The organism is Kineococcus sp. R86509 (assembly GCF_042466365.1).
Classification (GTDB): Bacteria; Actinomycetota; Actinomycetes; order Actinomycetales; family Kineococcaceae; genus Kineococcus.
In genome coordinates this window covers 2037742-2055007 of record NZ_JAXHCE010000001.1, presented here as the reverse complement: position 1 = coordinate 2055007, position 17266 = coordinate 2037742, and the positions used below count along the sequence as shown (strand labels likewise).

18 protein-coding genes and 2 tRNA genes are annotated in these 17266 nt (G+C 74.3%); 14 read left to right on the top strand and 6 right to left on the bottom strand.

The features are described from left to right. Window positions 1–25 precede the first annotated feature (25 nt). Both tadA and SJY07_RS09885 read right to left on the bottom strand, forming a co-directional pair. Window positions 26–499 (bottom strand): tRNA adenosine(34) deaminase TadA, encoded by a 474-nt coding sequence (gene tadA, locus SJY07_RS09890; protein WP_380162255.1) that lies wholly within the window; start codon window positions 497–499, stop codon window positions 26–28. Beyond that, window positions 496–1056, bottom strand: a complete 561-nt coding sequence (locus SJY07_RS09885; protein WP_380158738.1) for a hypothetical protein — start codon at window positions 1054–1056, stop codon at window positions 496–498. The genes tadA and SJY07_RS09885 overlap by 4 nt, the downstream gene beginning before the upstream one ends. 77 nt (window positions 1057–1133) lie before the next feature. On the opposite strand from SJY07_RS09885, the gene upp reads away from it, so the two are divergent. From upp to SJY07_RS09870, 3 genes are all read left to right on the top strand, one after another. After that, window positions 1134–1769, top strand: coding sequence for a uracil phosphoribosyltransferase (upp, locus tag SJY07_RS09880; RefSeq protein ID WP_328294431.1), 636 nt, complete (start codon window positions 1134–1136; stop codon window positions 1767–1769). Between the two features lie 92 nt (window positions 1770–1861). After that, on the top strand, window positions 1862–2083 hold the full coding sequence (locus SJY07_RS09875) for a hypothetical protein (RefSeq protein ID WP_380158736.1): 222 nt from the start codon (window positions 1862–1864) through the stop codon (window positions 2081–2083). A gap of 158 nt (window positions 2084–2241) precedes the next feature. Continuing rightward, window positions 2242–2865, top strand: a complete 624-nt coding sequence (locus SJY07_RS09870; RefSeq protein ID WP_380158734.1) for a PH domain-containing protein — start codon at window positions 2242–2244, stop codon at window positions 2863–2865. A 106-nt stretch (window positions 2866–2971) separates the two neighbouring features. On the opposite strand, the gene SJY07_RS09865 is transcribed toward SJY07_RS09870, so the two are convergent. The 3 genes from SJY07_RS09865 to SJY07_RS09855 all read right to left on the bottom strand — a co-directional run bounded on the left by SJY07_RS09865 (window position 2972) and on the right by SJY07_RS09855 (window position 4391). Further along, on the bottom strand, window positions 2972–3499 hold the full coding sequence (locus SJY07_RS09865) for a histone-like nucleoid-structuring protein Lsr2 (protein ID WP_380158732.1): 528 nt from the start codon (window positions 3497–3499) through the stop codon (window positions 2972–2974). 559 nt (window positions 3500–4058) lie between these two features. Then, window positions 4059–4131: transfer RNA gene (locus SJY07_RS09860), tRNA-Arg, on the bottom strand. Between the two features lie 169 nt (window positions 4132–4300). Continuing rightward, window positions 4301–4391: transfer RNA gene (locus tag SJY07_RS09855), tRNA-Ser, on the bottom strand. A gap of 56 nt (window positions 4392–4447) precedes the next feature. Here SJY07_RS09855 and SJY07_RS09850 point away from each other — a divergent pair. The 8 genes from SJY07_RS09850 to SJY07_RS09815 all read left to right on the top strand — a co-directional run bounded on the left by SJY07_RS09850 (window position 4448) and on the right by SJY07_RS09815 (window position 11361). Beyond that, window positions 4448–6478, top strand: a complete 2031-nt coding sequence (locus SJY07_RS09850) for a penicillin-binding transpeptidase domain-containing protein (RefSeq protein ID WP_380158730.1) — start codon at window positions 4448–4450, stop codon at window positions 6476–6478. A 390-nt stretch (window positions 6479–6868) separates the two neighbouring features. Continuing rightward, window positions 6869–7972, top strand: coding sequence for a septum site-determining protein Ssd (ssd, locus tag SJY07_RS09845; RefSeq protein WP_380158728.1), 1104 nt, complete (start codon window positions 6869–6871; stop codon window positions 7970–7972). Beyond that, entirely contained in the window at window positions 7969–9135 is a 1167-nt protein-coding gene (locus tag SJY07_RS09840) for a TadA family conjugal transfer-associated ATPase (protein ID WP_328294437.1), read from the top strand. Before ssd ends, SJY07_RS09840 begins: the two co-directional genes overlap by 4 nt. Next, window positions 9132–9713, top strand: coding sequence for a hypothetical protein (locus SJY07_RS09835; protein WP_380158725.1), 582 nt, complete (start codon window positions 9132–9134; stop codon window positions 9711–9713). The genes SJY07_RS09840 and SJY07_RS09835 overlap by 4 nt, the downstream gene beginning before the upstream one ends. Then, entirely contained in the window at window positions 9710–10315 is a 606-nt protein-coding gene (locus SJY07_RS09830) for a type II secretion system F family protein (protein WP_380158723.1), read from the top strand. The genes SJY07_RS09835 and SJY07_RS09830 overlap by 4 nt, the downstream gene beginning before the upstream one ends. Before the next feature lie 133 nt (window positions 10316–10448). After that, window positions 10449–10634 (top strand): DUF4244 domain-containing protein, encoded by a 186-nt coding sequence (locus tag SJY07_RS09825; RefSeq protein WP_328294440.1) that lies wholly within the window; start codon window positions 10449–10451, stop codon window positions 10632–10634. Continuing rightward, a complete protein-coding gene (locus SJY07_RS09820) occupies window positions 10631–10978 on the top strand; it encodes a TadE family type IV pilus minor pilin (protein WP_380158721.1) in 348 nt (115 codons plus the stop codon). Before SJY07_RS09825 ends, SJY07_RS09820 begins: the two co-directional genes overlap by 4 nt. Beyond that, window positions 10975–11361 carry an Rv3654c family TadE-like protein gene (locus tag SJY07_RS09815; RefSeq protein ID WP_328294442.1) on the top strand — a complete coding sequence of 129 codons (387 nt, stop codon included), beginning with the start codon at window positions 10975–10977 and terminating at the stop codon, window positions 11359–11361. Before SJY07_RS09820 ends, SJY07_RS09815 begins: the two co-directional genes overlap by 4 nt. On the opposite strand, the gene SJY07_RS09810 is transcribed toward SJY07_RS09815, so the two are convergent. Beyond that, the gene (locus tag SJY07_RS09810) at window positions 11313–13679 is read right to left on the bottom strand and encodes a DEAD/DEAH box helicase (protein ID WP_380158718.1); all 2367 of its coding nucleotides are present in this window, start codon (window positions 13677–13679) and stop codon (window positions 11313–11315) included. The two genes, SJY07_RS09815 and SJY07_RS09810, sit on opposite strands and share 49 nt — an antisense overlap. Window positions 13680–13884: 205 nt before the next feature. On the opposite strand from SJY07_RS09810, the gene SJY07_RS09805 reads away from it, so the two are divergent. The 3 genes from SJY07_RS09805 (at window position 13885) to SJY07_RS09795 (ending at window position 17246) form a co-directional block, all read left to right on the top strand. After that, window positions 13885–14253 carry an STAS domain-containing protein gene (locus tag SJY07_RS09805; protein WP_328294444.1) on the top strand — a complete coding sequence of 123 codons (369 nt, stop codon included), beginning with the start codon at window positions 13885–13887 and terminating at the stop codon, window positions 14251–14253. 46 nt (window positions 14254–14299) lie between these two features. Continuing rightward, window positions 14300–14725 carry an ATP-binding protein gene (locus SJY07_RS09800; RefSeq protein WP_380158716.1) on the top strand — a complete coding sequence of 142 codons (426 nt, stop codon included), beginning with the start codon at window positions 14300–14302 and terminating at the stop codon, window positions 14723–14725. A gap of 163 nt (window positions 14726–14888) precedes the next feature. Further along, window positions 14889–17246 carry a sodium-translocating pyrophosphatase gene (locus tag SJY07_RS09795; protein WP_328294446.1) on the top strand — a complete coding sequence of 786 codons (2358 nt, stop codon included), beginning with the start codon at window positions 14889–14891 and terminating at the stop codon, window positions 17244–17246. The last annotated feature ends 20 nt before the right edge of the window (window positions 17247–17266 follow it).

Genomic DNA, 17266 nt, shown 5'->3' with positions numbered 1-17266 from the left:
TTACACGGCTCCGGCGGTGCCTCGCTCAGCTCCGCCGGGCGGCGAAGAACTCGTCGAGCAGAGCCGCGCACTCCTCGCCGCGGACACCGCCCGCGACCTCCACGACGTGGTTGAGCCGGCGGTCGCGCACGACGTCGCGCAGGGACCCGGCGGCGCCGAACCGGGCGTCCCAGGCCCCGAGGACCAGCCGGTCGACCCGGGCCAGCACGGTCGCCCCCGCGCACATCACGCACGGTTCCAGCGTGACGACGAGGGTGCAGCCGGACAGCCGCCACTCCCCGCGGGTGCGGGCCGCCGCGCGCAGCGCGAGGACCTCCGCGTGCGCGGTGGGGTCGCCCGCGGCTTCCCGTTCGTTGCGCCCCACGCCGAGGACGGTCCCCGCCGCGTCGAGCACGACCGCCCCGACCGGGACGTCACCGGTCTGCAGGCAGGCCCGGGCCTGCTCGAGGGCCAGGCCCATCCAGCGCGTCCAGTCGGGGGGGACGGCGAGCCCGTTCAGCGCAGCGATTCCAGGACGTCGGCGAAACCGAGGAGCTCACCGATCTCGACGGTGGCTCCCGAGGGGTCGGCCCCGGAGGCGGCGATGCGGACGAGGACCTCCGCGGGGAGGCCGAGGTCGGCCAGCAGTTCGGGGTCGCCGGCCCAGACGTCCTCCGCCACCACGGGTTCGGACCGGGTGGCGGTGGGTTCGTCGTCCTCCTCCTCACCGTCCTCACCGTCGGCGTCACCGTCGTCGGCTGACGCGTCGTCGCCGAGGACGGCCCGGGTGGCCGGTGGGAGTTCGGTGAAGAGCGGGGCGAAGGAGCTGTCGGCGGCCGCGACGGCGTCGGAGACGAACACCTTCGTGTCGACACCTCCGTCGGTGCGGACGAGCGCGAACCACTCGTCCTCGCGTTCGAGGACGGCGAGCACGGACGCGTCGTCGTCGTCGACGGCGCCGCGCAGGACGTCGCCGAGCTCGTCGGGGGATCCGGCTTCCAGGTCGATGTCGACGGAGCGCCAGTCTCGGTCGTCGCCGGAGCCTTCGGGAGAGAGCACTGCGGTGAAGTACGCCACGCCACCATCGTGGCAGGAGAGGGGCCGCAGCGACCAGCGGTCCCACGTCGTGGCTCCGACCCCTTACTTTCGACGTCATGCGCCTGTCCGTCATCGACCACCCGCTGGTGGCCCACAAACTGACCGCTCTGCGTGACGAGCGGACCGATTCCCCGACGTTCCGTCGCCTCGCCGACGAACTGGTCACCCTGCTGGCCTACGAGGCGACGCGGGACGTCGCCGTCGAACCGCACCCCATCACCACCCCGGTCACCACGACGACCGGTGTCCGGCTCCGCTCCCCGAAGCCGATCGTCGTCCCGATCCTGCGGGCCGGGCTCGGCATGCTCGACGGGATGGTCCGGTTGCTCCCTACCGCCGAGGTCGGGTTCCTGGGGATGATCCGCGACGAGACCACCCTGCAGGCCACGACGTACGCGAACCGGCTGCCTGACGACCTCTCGGGCCGGCAGGTGTTCGTGCTCGACCCGATGCTCGCGACCGGCGGAACGCTCGTGGCGGCCATCAACTTCCTGCTGGAACGCGGTGCCCGGGACGTGACCGCGTTGTGCCTGCTCGCCGCCCCGGAGGGGATCGAGGTGGTGCGGACCGCGTTCGACGACCACGCCCAGGTGAGCATCGTCACGGCCGCCGTCGACGAGCGCCTCGACGCGAACGGCTACATCGTCCCCGGGCTGGGGGACGCCGGCGACCGCCTCTACGGCGTCGTCTGAGAACCCCCGGAGCCCCGTGTCGTGGACGTCGCGGCGCGGGGCTTCGTGCTGCGCCCGGCTTTCCGGCAGGATGTCCCCCGTTCAGCACATTCGTGTACACGATCCGTGATCGAAAACAGGCGTTCGGGGGAACGCGGGAAGGGGCCGACCCGGTGAAGTGGCGTCGAGTTCTGTGGTGGGTAGTGGTGGTGTTCGCCCTCTATGCGGTCTACAAGGCGCCTGACCAGGCGGCGGACTTCGTCCGTTCCGTCGGCGAAGCGCTGAAGACCGTCGTGACCAGCATCCTGAACTTCTTCGACGGGTTGCTCAGCTGAACCGCTCGGGACGAGGCCAGAACCCGGAGCCTCGCGACGAGGCCCGGGAACTGGTGATGCTTTCCGGCACCCGGCTGCGGAAAACCGGTCAGGACGGCACCTGGGAGGTCCTCGAGGTGGAGGACGACGATTCGCCGGCGGATTCCGTGGATTCCGCGGTGGAGCAGGACCCGCTCCCGCCGCTCGACGAGGAGCCCGGACCGGACCCGCTGTGGGAAAGGCCACCCCGTTCGGTGCGCCGCTACGTCCTCGGCACCGAGAAGCGTCTGGTGTGCCTGCGACGGCACCTGGTGGTGCTGGCGGAACCCGTGCTCACCTGCGTCCTCGCCCTGCTGGCCGTCCTGTGGCTGGTCCCGCGGGTCGATGACGTCCCTCACCTGCCGAACCTGCTGTTCCTGGCCTGGGTCGTGGTGCTGGGCCGGGCCTACTGGAAGTACCTGCAGTGGCGCGGGGACTGGTTCATCGCGACCGACAAACGGCTGTTGCTGACCTACGGGGTCATCAAGCGCCAGGTGGCGATGATGCCGCTGTCGAAGGTGACGGACATGAGCTACAACCGGACGATCCTGGGCCGGCTCCTGGGCTACGGCGAGCTCGTCATGGAATCCGCCGGCCAGGACCAGGCCCTGAGCGACGTCGACCGCCTGCCGATGCCCGACCAGGTGTACGTGCGCATCTGCGAGCAGTTGTTCGGTGAGGTCGGCGCGGCGGACGCGCCGCGACCCGTGGGGTCGAAGGTGTGGCGGATGGCGCGCCGGGCGTGGCCGGCCAGGTTCCGCTGACCGTTTCCCGGCTCGTTCCCGCGGGCCCGTCCAGCCGGCCTCGGACACACGACAGGGGGCGGGGTCCGAAGACCCCGCCCCCTGTCGTTCGTGCCGGTGCGTCAGCTCACTGAGCGGCGCGGAACTGGTCGATGATCGTCGAGGAGATCGGGCCGCGCGGGGCGACGGCGATCCCCTGCGTGGCAGCCCACTCGCGCACGGCGCGGGCGTCGACGGCAGCCGTGGAGGGAGCGGACTTCTTCGCCACCTTCTTGGCGGACTTCTTGGCCGGGGTCGCGGCGACGGGCGCCGGGGTCTCGGCGACGGGCGCCGGGGTTTCCTCGACCGGAGCCGGGGCGGCCTTCTTCGCCGGAGCGGCCTTCTTGGCGGTGGTCTTCTTCGCCGGGGCGGCCTTCTTGGCCGGAGCAGCAGCAGCGGCCGGAGCAGCAGCCGGGGTGCCGGCCAGCGCGGCGGGAAGGTCTTCCCACGCCACGTTGGTGGCGGCCTTGGCCGTCGCCGGGTTCCACGAGACACCGTTCGCGTTCACCGTGAAGGTGCCGATCTTGCGACCGTTCCGCTTGACGGGAATCTCGAGGTCGACGGCACCGACGGGCAGTTCGGTGGCCACCTTCAGTGCAACGTCGTGACTTGCCATGCTGAGCTCCTGGGGGAAGTAGTTGATCAATGCTGAAGCAATGAAACCACAGTTCTGCGGTAGTTCGCGCATCGAAGGACGAATTCTCACGGAGTTCCCCGGGTTCACGGGGGAGTTGTCGGGGTTCACCTCCGCGGTGTTGTCCGTGAGCTCCTCGTGATGGGTGCGGGATCGAACCTCCCGGCCCGGGAGAGGGGGTTCCCGGTGTTCTCCGGGGCGTTGTGAGGCCGCCGGTATCCACCCCTCCGAACCCGGTGTGAACGCGCCTCGGAACTCCCGCCGGAACCCGGCCGACAATGCCGCGGGCGAACTCCGGATCCCGGATCCGGGAGGGAGCGGGGGTGTCACCGGGAACCCGGAGGTCCGGGAAAGGTCGCAGGAACGCGGCCCCGGGGGAGTCGGGGAACGTCGCGCCGGGCGGGGAGGGGGAGCAGTGACAGCGTCCTGCGGGTGGCCCGGCCGGTCCCGGACGGAGGGTGGACCCGAGGCCGGGAGGAGGGTGGAAGAGCCCGGACATGGAGAAGGGCCCCGCGGAGGGGCCCTGGATGGAGCTGAGGTGTGCGCCCGAAGGGATTCGAACCCCTAACCTTCTGATCCGTAGTCAGATGCTCTATCCGTTGAGCTACGGGCGCCGGCAGCCCGCCGTGGCGCGCTGTCCTGGACTACTGTAGCGGGCTTCCGCCCTCGTCACCAATCGATTGCGGCGCAGCGCATCCGAGCGCCACCGTGAGGCGCCCCTGCTGCGCCGGGTGGGACGACGAAGGCCCCGGTCGCTCGTGGCGACCGGGGCCTTCGCTCCGGCGGAGGTGGCGGGATTTGAACCCGCGAGGGGGTTGTAGCCCCCAACCCGCTTAGCAGGCGGGCGCCATAGACCGGACTAGGCGACACCTCCAACGCACTGAAGGTTAGCAGGAGCACCGCCTGGGTAGCGTGCGAGCATCGGTGTCGATGAGCGACAACGCCGAGGAGCCCCGCCGGTCCACCCCACCCCCCGGGGACGGCCCACCCGCTGACCTGCGCGGACGCCCGCGGCGCCGAGCGGTGGTGGCCGGTTCGGCCGCCGGGGCCGTTCTCCTCGCCGGTGGGGCCGGTGCCTGGTGGTGGTCGCGGTCCCGAACCGACCCCGCGGCCGGGGCGGAGGACGCCGCTCGTGCCGTCGCGACGGGGTGGACGCAGGGACGCTTCGGTGACCTCGACCTCGTCGCCGCGGCCGGGGCGACGCCGCCCGCCGACCTGGGTGCCGAGTACGCCCGACTCACCGGCACCCTCGCGAGCCCGCCGCCGACGGTGACGGTGACCGGGGTCGACACCGGCCGCGCGGAGCAGGGCAGCGCGACGGCGACGCTGGCCGTGTCGTTCGACCTCGCGGCCGGCCACGGCGCGGCCGCGGGCAGCGTGCTGGCCTACTCGACCACCCTGCGCCTGACCCGTAGTGGTGAGGGGGACACGGCGAAGTGGCGCGGGGTCTGGGAACCCGCGCTGGTGCACCCGGAACTCGCGTCCGGGGCCACGTTCGCGGTGGACCGGGAACTGCCCCCGCGCGCCGACGTCCTGGCCCGCGACGGTTCGCCCGTGGTGACCGAGACCCCGGTCGTCCGGGTGGGGGTGCAACCCTCGCGGACGAGCGACCCGGCGGCCACGGCGGCGGCCCTGGCCGCGGCCCTCGGGGTCGACGCGGCCGCTCTGACCACCCGCATCCAGCAGGCCGCCCCTGATGCGTTCGTCGACGTGATCACGTTGCGCCGCAGCGATTACGACGCACAGAAGTCTGTCCTGCAGCCGTTGCCCGGCACGGTGTTCGCGGAGTCGACGCTGCCGCTGGCGCCGTCGCGCGGGTTCGCGCGGGCGTTGCTGGGGAGCGTCGGGCAGGCGACCGCGGACACCATCGCCGCCGCCGGGGGTCGCTACGCGGCCGGCGACCTCGCCGGGTTGTCGGGGTTGCAGGCCACCTACGACGAACGCCTCGCGGGGCGGGCCGGGATCACCGTGCGCGCCGAGGGCGGCACCGACGCCCGCTCCAGCCAGCTCGTGCGGGTGGAACCCCTGCCCGGGCAACCGGTGCGGACGAGCCTGGTGGCCACCGTCCAGCTGGCCTCCGACGCCGCGTTGGCGGCCAGCCCGGCCGACGCCGCCCTCGTCGCCGTCGACGTCGCGACCGGTGACGTCGTCGCCGCCTCGAACTTCCCCGTCGACGGCGGCGACCGGGCGCTGACCGGCCGGTTCCCCCCGGGGTCGACGTTCAAGGTGGTGACGACGCTGGCCCTGCTCGGCGACGGGTTGGACGTCGAGGAGAACGTGCCCTGCACCCCGACCTACACGGTCGAGGGCCGCACGTTCTCCAACTTCGAGGACGAGGCGTTCGGGGACGTCCCCTTCCGCACCGACTTCGCCAAGTCCTGCAACACCGCCTTCGCGAGCCTCAGCCCCCGACTGGCCGACGACTCGCTGCCCAAGGCGGCCGCCGAACTCGGGGTGGGGGCGCCGTGGTCGGCCGGGGTCGACGCGTTCGCCGGTTCCGTGCCGACCGCGAACTCCGCCGTGGACCTGGCCGCCGCGAGCTTCGGCCAGGGCCGGACGCTGGTCAGCCCGCTGGCGATGGCGGTGGCCGCGGCCTCCGTGGCGGCCGGGCAGCTGCGCGTTCCCACCGTCGTCCTCGACCCGGCCCCCGCCGCCCCGTCCGCCCCCGCCAGTGCGGCCGACCCGGCCCTGCTGGGCAGCGTCGCCGACCTCATGCGCGACGTCGTGACCGCGGGGACGGCGACCGTCCTGGCGGGGGTCCCCGGCGAACCGGTGCACGCCAAGACGGGGACCGCGGAGTACGGAACGGCGCAACCACCCGCGACGCACGCCTGGACCATCGGTTTCCAGGGACAGCTGGCCTTCGCGGTGTTCGTCACCGACGGGTCCAGCGGCGGTGTCGTGGCGGCACCGATCGCGGCTGACTTCCTGCGCCGTCTCGACGCCACCGGAGGCCTGTGACGGGTCGCGGGGGAGCCTTCCTGTGCAGGTCCGGTGAGGACCCGGGACTCCCCGGACCGGGTTCGCCACGAAATCTCCCACCAAACCCTCCGAAGGAATTGCCAAGGGCCCCTGGATGGGGTGAGGATGCTGCAGTACGCCCTGTGGGCTACGTGCGGCCCGGCTCATCCCCCCCGAGCCGGACCGTGGACGGCCCCCGCTCCCCCCCAGCGGGGGCCGTCTCCTCATCTCCCGGGTCATCTCCCGGCGTAGCCAGCCGCACCCCGTGACGTCACCGCGGTCTCCACAGGCCCCCGCCGAGCCCCTCCGTCCACAGCCCACGCTCCCGCGGCGCCGGGTCGCTGCCCGGCGCCCGCACGGTGGTCCCCCGACCACCGTGAGGAGCGACCCGTGCCCGTCCCCGGCCCCCGCAGCCGTCCCCGAACCCCCGGACCCGTCCCGCGACCGACCGCCTCCCGAACCGGTCCCGTCCTGCTCCTCACCGACGACGACGAGCTCGCCGCCGCCGTCGTCAGGTTGGCGGCCGCGGCCGGGTGCGTCCTCCGACGCACCTGTGCCCCGTCGGAGGAACCGGCCCTCGTGCTCGCCGACGCGGGCACCGACCCCGCGGAACTCGACGCGTTCCGACGGCCCGGCCTCGCCGTGGTCGTCGTGGGCAGCGCCCCCGTCGGGCCCGCCTGGTGGCAGAGCGCGGCGGGGGTGGACGCCGACCACGCCGTCCTGCTCCCCGAGGCCGAGAACTGGCTGCTGGAACTGCTCACCGACGCGGCCACCGGACCCGGCGGGTCCGGCACCCTGCTCGCGGTCGTCGGCGGTGTCGGCGGTGCGGGGGCCAGCGTCCTCGCCGCCGGACTGGCCCGGGCGCTCGCGGACACCCTGGGTGGCTGCCTCCTCGTCGACGCCGACCCCCGCTCCGGCGGCCTGGACCTGCTGCTCGGAGCGGACGCGCTGCCCGGGCTGCGCTGGGGCGACCTGGCCGGCGTCGACGGGCGCATCAGCCCCGACGTGCTGCGCGCCAGCGTCCGCCTCGGGGCCGGGCTGCAGGTCCTGGCGACCGACCGCCGCGGAGGTCGGGGACCCGCCCCGGACCAGCTGTGGGCCGTCGTCGAGGCCTCCCGCCGGGCGTTCGCGGCAACCGTCCTCGACCTGCCCCGAGCGGGGTTGGACGGGCTGGGACCGGTGCTGGGGGCGTGCGCGGAAGTGCTCGTCGTCGTCCCGGGGACGACCCGGGCCGCGGCGGCGGCCTGCGTCGTCGTCGACGAGCTGCGGGCCGCGACGACCGCCCCGGTGCGGTTGGTGGTGCGCGACGTCGGGACGGGGACGGACGCCGAGGACGTGGCCGACGCCGCCGGGGCACCGCTGGCCGGGGTGGTCCGCCCCGACCGCGACCTCGACGTCGGCCTGGAGCGGGGGGAGGGCGTCCCCGGCGGCCGCCGCAGCGGGCTGCGGAGCTTCGCCCTGGCCTGCGCCCGCGACTGGGTCCAGAGCTCGTGAGGCTGCCCGAGGAGGAGTTCTTCCACCTCGTCCAACGGGTCCGTGACCGTCTGGCGCGCAACGGGTCGACCCCCGATCCGCCGACGGTCGCCGCCGCCGCGCGGGCCGAGGGGGTCGTGCTCGCGGCGCCCGACCTGCTGCGGTTGCTGGACGGGGTCGGGGCCGCGGTGCGCGGCGCCGGGCGGTTGCAGCCGCTGCTGGAGCTCGACGGGGTCACCGACGTGCTGGTCAACGGCGGGGGGGCGGCCTGGATCGACGACGGGGACGGTCTGCGCCGCGCCGACGTCACCCTGGACGGTGAGGCGGAGGTCCGGACCCTGGCCGTCCGGCTCGCCGCCGGCGCCGGACGACGCCTCGACGAGGCGAGCCCCTTCGTCGACGCCCGGTTGCCCGACGGGACCCGGCTGCACGCGGTGCTGCCCCCGCTCTCCCCCGACGGGACGCACCTCAGCCTGCGGGTGCCGGCCGTGCGACGTTTCGGCCTCCCCGAACTCCTCGCCCGAGCAGCGGTCCCGGCCGGGTGGGCACCGGTCCTGCGCGCCGTCGTCGCGCGCAGGACGTCGTTCCTCGTCAGCGGCGGGACGGGCAGCGGCAAGACGACGCTGCTGCAGGCCCTGCTGGGTCTCGTCGGCAGCGACGAACGCATCGTGCTCGTCGAGGACTCCGGCGAACTGCGCCCCGACCACCCCCACGTCGTCCGTCTCGAGGCCCGGCACGGCAACGTCGAGGGCCGTGGCGCCGTCGGCCTCGACGTCCTCGTGCGGCAGGCCCTGCGGATGCGCCCGGACCGCCTGGTGGTGGGGGAGTGCCGCGGCGCGGAGGTCCGCGACCTGCTCGCCGCCCTGAACACCGGGCACGCCGGTGGGGCCGGGACCGTGCACGCCAACACCGCCGCCGACGTCCCGGCGCGCCTGCACGCGCTGGCCTCGACGGCGGGGCTGACCCCCGGGGCGGTCGACGCCCAGGTGCTGGCGGGGATCGACGTCGTGCTGCACGTGGCCCGCCGAGCGGGTGCCCGCGGGCTCGTGGAGGTCGGCGTGGTCGCCGCCGAGGGCGGACGGGCGGTCGTGGTCCCGGCGCTGGTGGCCGGGCGGGAGGAGCCGGGTCCCGGCTGGGAGCGCCTCGCCGGGCTGCTCGACCTCGCCGGTGAGGTGCGGGGGTGAGCGGACTCCTCGTCGGCGGGCTGCTCGGGGTCGCGGTCCTGGTGGCACCCGGACGGCGGGTCCTGCGCGCCCCCGACGTCCGCAGCCCGCGACCACGGCGGGCGAACCGCCCGAAGGCGGGTGACGAGGCCCTCCTCGGAGCCCGGCAGGCCGAGCGGGCCGCCGCCCTGCTGCGGGCCGGGATCGCCCCCGCCCTGGTCTGGGAGCACGCCGGGGGAGGCGTCGAGGGGCCCGCCGAGGCCTCCCCGGTCGCGGTGCGCGCCGTCTGGCGACTCGTCACGGCGACCGGTGCCCCGGCCGCCGACGCGCTCGAGGCCGCCGCCGAGGGGTTGCGGGCCGACGCCGCCGCCCGGGCCGCGGTCCGCACCGCCCTGGCGGGGGCCCGCGTGAGCGCACGGACGGTCTCGGCCCTGCCCCTGCTCGGCCTCGCGCTCGGTGCCGCCCTCGGCGCACCCCCGTGGGAGGCCCTCGGCTCCGGACCGGGGCGGCTGGCCGGCGCCGTCGGCGGGGTCCTGCTCGTGCTCGGCTGGTCCTGGAGCGCCCGGCTGGTGGCGTCCGCCGAGCGAGCGGCCCGGTGAGCGGTCTGCTGACGGGGCTCGTCCTCGGGGCCGCGGTCCTGGTCGTCACGGGCGGGGGCCCCTCCCGGCCCCGGCTGCCCCGAGGCCGGCTGCGGGCCCTCCGTGGCCGCCTGGCCCGGGCGCCCGGGGTGCGTCGGGGGAGCGTCGAACCGGCCGACGTCCCGCTCGTCCTCGACCTCGTCGCCGCCGCCGTGCGGGCCGGTCTGCCCCCGGGGCGGGCGCTGGAGGCGACGCTCGACGCGCTCTCGGCCGCCGGGGTGCCCGAGGACCCGACCCTGCGCCGGGTCGCGGTGCAGCTGTCCTGGGGTTCTGCGCCCGAGGAGGCCTGGAACTCCGTGACCGCGCAGACCGCCCGGTGGGACGAACTGGCCGACGCGTTGCTGCTCTCCACCCGCACGGGTGCGCCCGCGGCCTCGCTGCTCGCGTCGGCGGCGTCCTCGGCCCGGGCCACCCGCCGGTGGAACGCCGAGGCCGCCGCAGCCAGGTTGTCCGCGCTCCTCGTGCTGCCGCTGGGGTTGTGCACCCTGCCGGCGTTCCTCCTCCTCGGGGTGGTCCCCGTCGTGCTGACCCTCGCCGGGCAGGTCCTCGGGACGGGTTCGTGACGCCGCGGTCTCCACAGGGCCGGACGGCGGCGGCTCCGTCCACAGGTGCCCGGCGCACACCGGAAACCTCCGTCCTCCGGGTCGAGAGTGGTTGTGGGCCGGAGGATCCGGCGCCGAACCAGAGGAGGTCGAGTTGAACCAGGACGTCGAGGAACCGGTGGAGGAGATTCCCCGCGATGCGGGCATGGCGACGGCGGAGTACGCGATGGCGACGCTGGCGGCGTGCGGTTTCGCCGCGCTGCTCATCGCGATCCTGCGCAGCGACGAGGTGCGCGGGATGTTGCTGGGCATCGTCCGGCAGGGTTTGAGCCTGGGATGAGGGGAGCAGGACGGGACACCGGTTCGGTCACCTCCGAGTTCGCGCTGGCGCTGCCGGCGGTGCTCGTCCTGCTGGCCCTGGCCCTCGGTGCGGTCCGTGTCGTGCTCACCCAGGTGCAGTGCGTCGACGCGGCCCGCGCCGGGGCCCGGGTGGCCGCCCGCGGGGAGGACCCGGACGTCGTCCGCGCCGCCGCCGTGGCCCTCGCCCCGGACGGCGCCGGCGTCTCGGTCACCCGTTCCCCCGGTCACGTCGTCGTCGAGGTGAGCTCCGCCGCGCGTCTGGTCGGGCCGCTCGGCGGTTCGGTGCCGGCCCGGGCGAGCGCGACCGCGGCGGTGGAGGGGTGAGACGCGACGAGGGGAGCGGGAGCGTCCTCGTGCTGGGGATCTGCTCGGCGCTGATCTCGCTGCTCCTGCTGGTGCTCGCGCTCTGCGGCGCGGTGCTGGCCCGGCACCGCGCCGAGGCCGCCGCCGACCTCGCGGCGCTCGCGGGCGCCGACGTGGTCGTGGGCCGGGCCGCGGGTGACCCGTGCGCCCGGGCCCGGCAGGTGCTGCTCGCGCAGGGCGCGGCCCCGGCGGGGTGCGTCGTGGCGGACGACGGTTCGGTGCTCGTGGGTGCGAGCGTCCGGCCGTCGGGTCTCGCCGGGGTCCTCGGCCCGGCCCGGGCCCGGGCCCGCGCGGGTCAGGCGACCGAGACCGCCCCGGGGACGGACCCGAGGGCGTCGTGGTGAGCCACGAGCGCGGCGACGAGCACGTCGAGCACGGCGACGGCGCCCGCCTTGTCGAGGGGCTCGTTGCCGTTGCCGCACTTGGGCGACTGCACGCAACCGGGGCACCCCTGCGCGCAGCGGCAGGCGAGCACGGCGTCGCGGGTGGCGGTCAGCCACTCCTCGACGCGGGCGTGCCCGCGGTCGGCGAAACCCGCTCCGCCGGGGACGGCGTCGTGCACGAAGACGGTGGGCAGGCCGGTGTCGGCGTGCAGTGCGGTGGAGAGTCCGCCGAGGTCCCAGCGGTCGCAGGTCGCCAGCAGCGGCAGCATCCCGATCGAGGCGTGCTCGGCGGCGTGCAGCGCACCGGGCAGGCGCAGGACGTCTCCGAGGACCCCCTCGGCGACGTCCTCGTCGAGGGTCCACCAGACGGCCCGGGTCCGCAGTCGACGTTCCGGGAGTTCCAGCGGACGTTCGCCGATGACGGTCCCGGAGCCGACGAGCCGGCGCAGGAAACCCGTGACCTGGCTGGACACCTCGACCACCCCGGAGGAGATCGTGACCGGCCCGGCGCGGTGGGTCCCGTCGACGGCGAGGACCCGGACGTCGGAACTCGACCGGGCGTGGGTGGTGTAGCCGGGTTCGGGTTCCGGGTGCACGGTCGCGAGGCCGTCCTCGAGGTCGAGGTGGTCCACGACGTAGGTCCGTCCCTGGTGCACGTGGACGGCCCCGTCGTGGACCTGGGAATCGGCCGAACTCGCCTCGATCGTCCCGAGGACCCGGCCGGTGCGTTCCTCGACGATCCGCACGCTGCCGCCCGCCCCGCGCAGGTCGGTGAGGTCGCAGGCGCGGTCGCGTCGGGTCCAGTACCAGCCGTTCACCCTGCGCCGCAACAGACCTCGTCGCACCAGGAGGTCGACGACGTCGCGGGCGACGGGGGAGAAGAGTTCCAGGTCGGCCTCGGTCAACGGCAGTTCCTGCGCCGCCGCGGCCAGGTGGGGGGCCAGGACGTAGGCGTTGTCGGGGTCGAGGACCGTCGCCTCGACGCCGACGCCGAACAACGCCTCCGGGTGGTGCGCGAGGTAGGTGTCCAGGGGGTCGTCCCGGCAGACGAGGACCCCGAGCGCGGGGTTCCCCCGACGTCCCGCACGACCGATCTGCTGCCAGAACGAGGCCCGTGTGCCCGGCCACCCGGCGACGAGGACGGCGTCGAGGCCGGCGACGTCGACGCCGAGTTCGAGGGCGTTGGTGGTCGCCATGCCGACGACCCGTCCGGAACGCAGACCCTCCTCCAGCACCCGGCGGTCCTCGGGGAGGTAGCCACCGCGGTAGGCGAGCACCCGCTCGCCCAGCGACGGGTCGACCTCGGCGAGTCGACGCCGGGCCCCGGCCGCGACGGACTCCGCCCCGGCCCGGCTGCGGACGAAGGCCAGCGTCCGGACCCCGTCGGCGACGAGGTCGCCCAGCAGGTCGGAGGTCTCGGCCGTCGCCGTCCGGCGCGACGGCTCGGCGGGCTTCGACCCGTCGGGGCCCGCGGGCGCGGCGCGCAGCGGTGGCTCCCACAGCGCGACCGAGACCGGCGGCCGGGCCGAGGTGTCCTCGGCCACGACGTGGACGTCGACCCCGGTGAGCCGACGGGCCGTCGTGGCCGGTTCGGAGACCGTGGCCGAGGCCAGCACGAAGACCGGTTCGCTGCCGTAGCGCGCCGCGATCCGACGCAGCCGACGCAGCACCGCGGCCGCGTGCCCGCCGAAGACCCCGCGGTAGGTGTGCAGCTCGTCGACGACCACGAAGCGCAACCTCCGCAGGAAGCTCGCCCAGTGCTCGTGCCCGGGCAGCACCGAACGGTGCAGCATGTCGACGTTGGTCAGGACCACCCCCGCGTGCTCGCGGATCCAGCGGCGCACCTCCGGCGGGGTGTCGCCGTCGTAGGTGCTGGTGATCGGCGCGTCCAGGCCGAGGGCGCGCAACCTCGCGTCCTGGTCGGCGGCCAGCGCCTTGGTGGGCGAGAGGTAGAGCGCGGTGGCGCCCTTGCCGTTCGGGGCGGCGGCGGCGGTGGCGCGCAGCGAGGTCAGCACCGGCAGCTGGAAGGCGAGCGACTTCCCCGACGCCGTCCCCGCCGAGAGCACGGTCGAGCGCCCGGCCCAGACCGCGTCGGCCGCCTCGACCTGGTGGCGCCAGGGCAGCCCACCGGTTCCGCGTTCGAGGGCCGCCACGACCTCCGGGTCGGCCCACCCGGGCCACGGCAGCCGCTCACCGGCGCGCCCGGGGAGGTTCTCGACGTGGCGGACGCGGTCGCTGCGGACACCGGCGTCGAGCAGGTGCTGCCAGCGGGATTCCACGCCGCCAGTGTCCCCCCGATCGGCCCGGTCCCGGGGCGAGGCACTCCCCGGGGGGACGACGTGGCCGAAGTTGGACAAGCTGCTCACGGAGCGCGATGGTTGAATGCAAGGGAGGGCAGTGCACGACGGCCCTCGCAAGGCAGCCCAGAGCACGCACGTCTGCTCCGCGACCAGCGAGCATCAACCAGCAGCGAGGAGGGTCCCAGTGGACCTGTCGGTGACCAGCCGCGAGGAGAGCGGCCGGACTGTCGTCGAGGTGTCCGGCGAGATCGACGTGTACACGGCACCGACCCTGCGCGAGCGGTTGAACGAACTCGTCGGGGCCGGCCACCACCACCTGGTGGTGGACATGGAGGGTGTCGAGTTCCTCGACTCCACCGGGCTCGGTGTCCTCGTCGGAGGCCTCAAGCGGGTCCGTTCGCACGACGGCTCGCTGCACCTCGTGTGCCAGCGCGAGAAGATCCTCAAGGTGTTCCGGATCACGGGGCTGACCAAGGTCTTCCCGATCCACGACACCGTGGCCGACGCGATCGCCGCCTCGTCGGCGACGGACGAGGCCAACGCCTCGTCCTGACCGAGCACGCCCCGGATCCCCTCGAGCAACAGGAATCGTCGAACCCGTGCCCACCGTCACCCTGCGGTTCTCACCGCTCGCCGAGCACGTACGCACCGCTCGGCTCGTGGCGGTCTCCGTGGCCCGGCGGGCCGGGTTCGGCGAGAACCAGCTCGACGAGATCCGGATCGCCATCGGCGAGGCGTGCGCGCGCGCCGTCGCCGGTGGCACCCGGACCTCCGCCGCGCCCGTCGGTCTCGTCGACATGCGGTTGTGCGACGACCAGGACCGCCTGGACGTGACGGTCGTGCAGTGCGACGCGCACGGCGAGCCCCTGCCCGACACGGGGTCCGACCTCTCCGAGACGGACTCCCTCTCGTTGGCGTTGATGGCCGGCATGGCCGACACCAGCGAGCAGACGGCGTCCGCGGACGGCGTCGCCCTCAGCTGGACCCGTCAGGCCGTCGAAGGCCCCGGGCACTACGCGCACTGACGCGCGTCGTCCCTCCCGCCGTGCCCTCGTGCGCGCGGTGACCTCACACCAGAACCGCACGCCTCTCGCCAATGCCGTGATCATCGGCGATCGCACGGTGTAGCACTCTCGGCGGTGCAGCCCTACGCTGCGTGTCAAGGTCATCACACGTCGAGGAGGACGGATGCCCCCCACCGTGCCCGTGAACCTGTCGAGTTCCGCGCAGAGCATCGCGATCGCTGTCGCGGTCGTCGCTGTCCTGTCGCTGGTCGCCGCCTGGGTCTTCCGACGACAGGTGCTGGAGGCCGGCGAGGGCACCGAACGCATGCAGGAGATCGCCGGTGCCGTGCAGAACGGCGCCGCGGCCTACCTGCGGCGGCAGTTCCGCACGCTGGTCTGGTTCGCCGTGGCCGTGCTGCTCCTGCTGCTGGCGCTGCCCGCCGACGGCTGGGACCTGCGCATCGCCCGCAGTGGCGCCTTCGTGCTGGGCGCGGTGTTCTCGGCGGCCATCGGCTACCTCGGGATGTCGCTCGCGGTGCGCGCCAACGTGCGCGTCGCGGCCGCGGCCCGCCAGGGCGTCGGGGGCCGGGAGACCGGCATGCGGATCGCGTTCCGCACCGGCGGTGTCGTCGGGATGACGACGGTCGGGCTGGGTCTGCTGGGCGCGTCGATCGCCGTCCTCGCCTTCGGCCCCGACGCCCCCACCGTCCTGGAGGGTTTCGGTTTCGGCGCCGCCCTGCTGGCGATGTTCATGCGCGTCGGCGGCGGCATCTTCACCAAGGCCGCCGACGTCGGTGCCGACCTCGTCGGGAAGATCGAGAAGGGCATCCCCGAGGACGACCCGCGCAACCCGGCCACCATCGCCGACAACGTGGGCGACAACGTGGGCGACTGCGCCGGCATGGCGGCCGACCTCTTCGAGTCCTACGCCGTCACGATCGTCGCCGCGGTCATCCTCGGCAGCACCGCCGTCGGGGAGGACGGACTCGTCCTGCCGCTGCTCATCCCGGCCATCGGGGCCATCACGGCGGCGCTGGGGGTCGTCCTGGTCCGGGCCCGGCCCGGGGTCAGCGGGCTCACCTCCATCCAGAACGGCTTCTACCTCTCCGCGGGCATCGCCCTGCTCGGTTCCGCGGTCGCGTGCTACGCCTACCTCCCCTCCCGCTTCTCGGGGTTCGCCGGCGCCGACCCCAGCGTCGCGGGCCTCAACGGCGACCCCCGGCTCATCGCCTCCGCGGCGGTGCTGCTGGGGATCCTGCTCGCGGTCCTCATCCTCTTCCTCACCGGCCACTACACCGGCACCGAGTCGAAGCCCACGCGCGACGTCGCGAACGCGTCGACGACGGGCGCGGCGACCGTCCTGCTCTCCGGGATCGGTCTCGGACTGGAGTCCGCCGTCTACACGACCCTCGTCATCGCCGGAGCGGTGTTCTTCGCCTTCGTCCTCGCCGGCGGGGTCCTCGCGCTGGCGATGTTCCTGGTGGCGCTGGCCGGGTGCGGTTTGCTGACGACCGTGGGGGTCATCGTCGCGATGGACACCTTCGGGCCGGTCAGCGACAACGCCCAGGGCATCGCCGAGATGAGCGGGGACGTCGACGAGGCGGGGGCCGCGGTCCTCACCGAGCTCGACGCCGTCGGCAACACCACCAAGGCGGTCACCAAGGGGATCGCCATCGCGACCGCGGTGCTCGCCGCGACGGCGCTGTTCGGCTCCTACCAGGACGCCGTCCTCACCCGGATCAACGAGGTCGCGGTCGCGATCGAGACCCCGTCGCAGTACCTGCAGCGCACTATCGGCGACTTCAGCGTCTCCACGCCGACGACGCTGGTCGGGGTCCTGCTCGGCGCGGCCGTGGTGTTCCTCTTCGCGGGTCTGGCCATCAACGCCGTCGGCCGCTCCGCCGGGGCGGTCGTCCTCGAGGTCCGGCGGCAGTTCGCCGAGCACCCCGGGATCATGGACGGGACGGAGAAGCCCGACCACGGCCGGGTCGTCGACCTCTGCACCCGTGACGCCCTGCGCGAGCTCGCGACGCCGGGCCTGCTCGCCGCCTTCGCCCCCATCGCCGTCGGCTTCGGACTCGGGGTCGCCCCGCTGGCCGGTTTCCTCGGCGGCGCGATCGGGGCGGGCGTGCTGATGGCGGTCTTCCTCGCGAACTCCGGTGGGGCCTGGGACAACGCCAAGAAGCTCGTCGAGGACGGGTTGCACGGCGGGAAGGGTTCCGCGGCGCACGAGGCGACCGTCATCGGCGACACCGTCGGTGACCCGTTCAAGGACACCGCCGGGCCCTCGATCAACCCGCTCATCAAGGTGATGAACCTCGTCGCCCTGCTCATCGCCCCGGCCGTCGTGACGTTGTCCATCGGGGCCGACGCGAACGCGTGGCTGCGCTACGGGATCGCGGTCGTGGCGACGGTGATCATCGTCGTCGCCGTCGCCGTCAGCAAGCTCCGGCAGGTCGACATGGCGGCTCCCACCTCGCCCACCCCGTCCGCGGCGGACCTGGACCTGCGCACCCAGGAGAACGTCGAACGCCTCCCGTGAGGCGGGTGCGGCAGACTCGC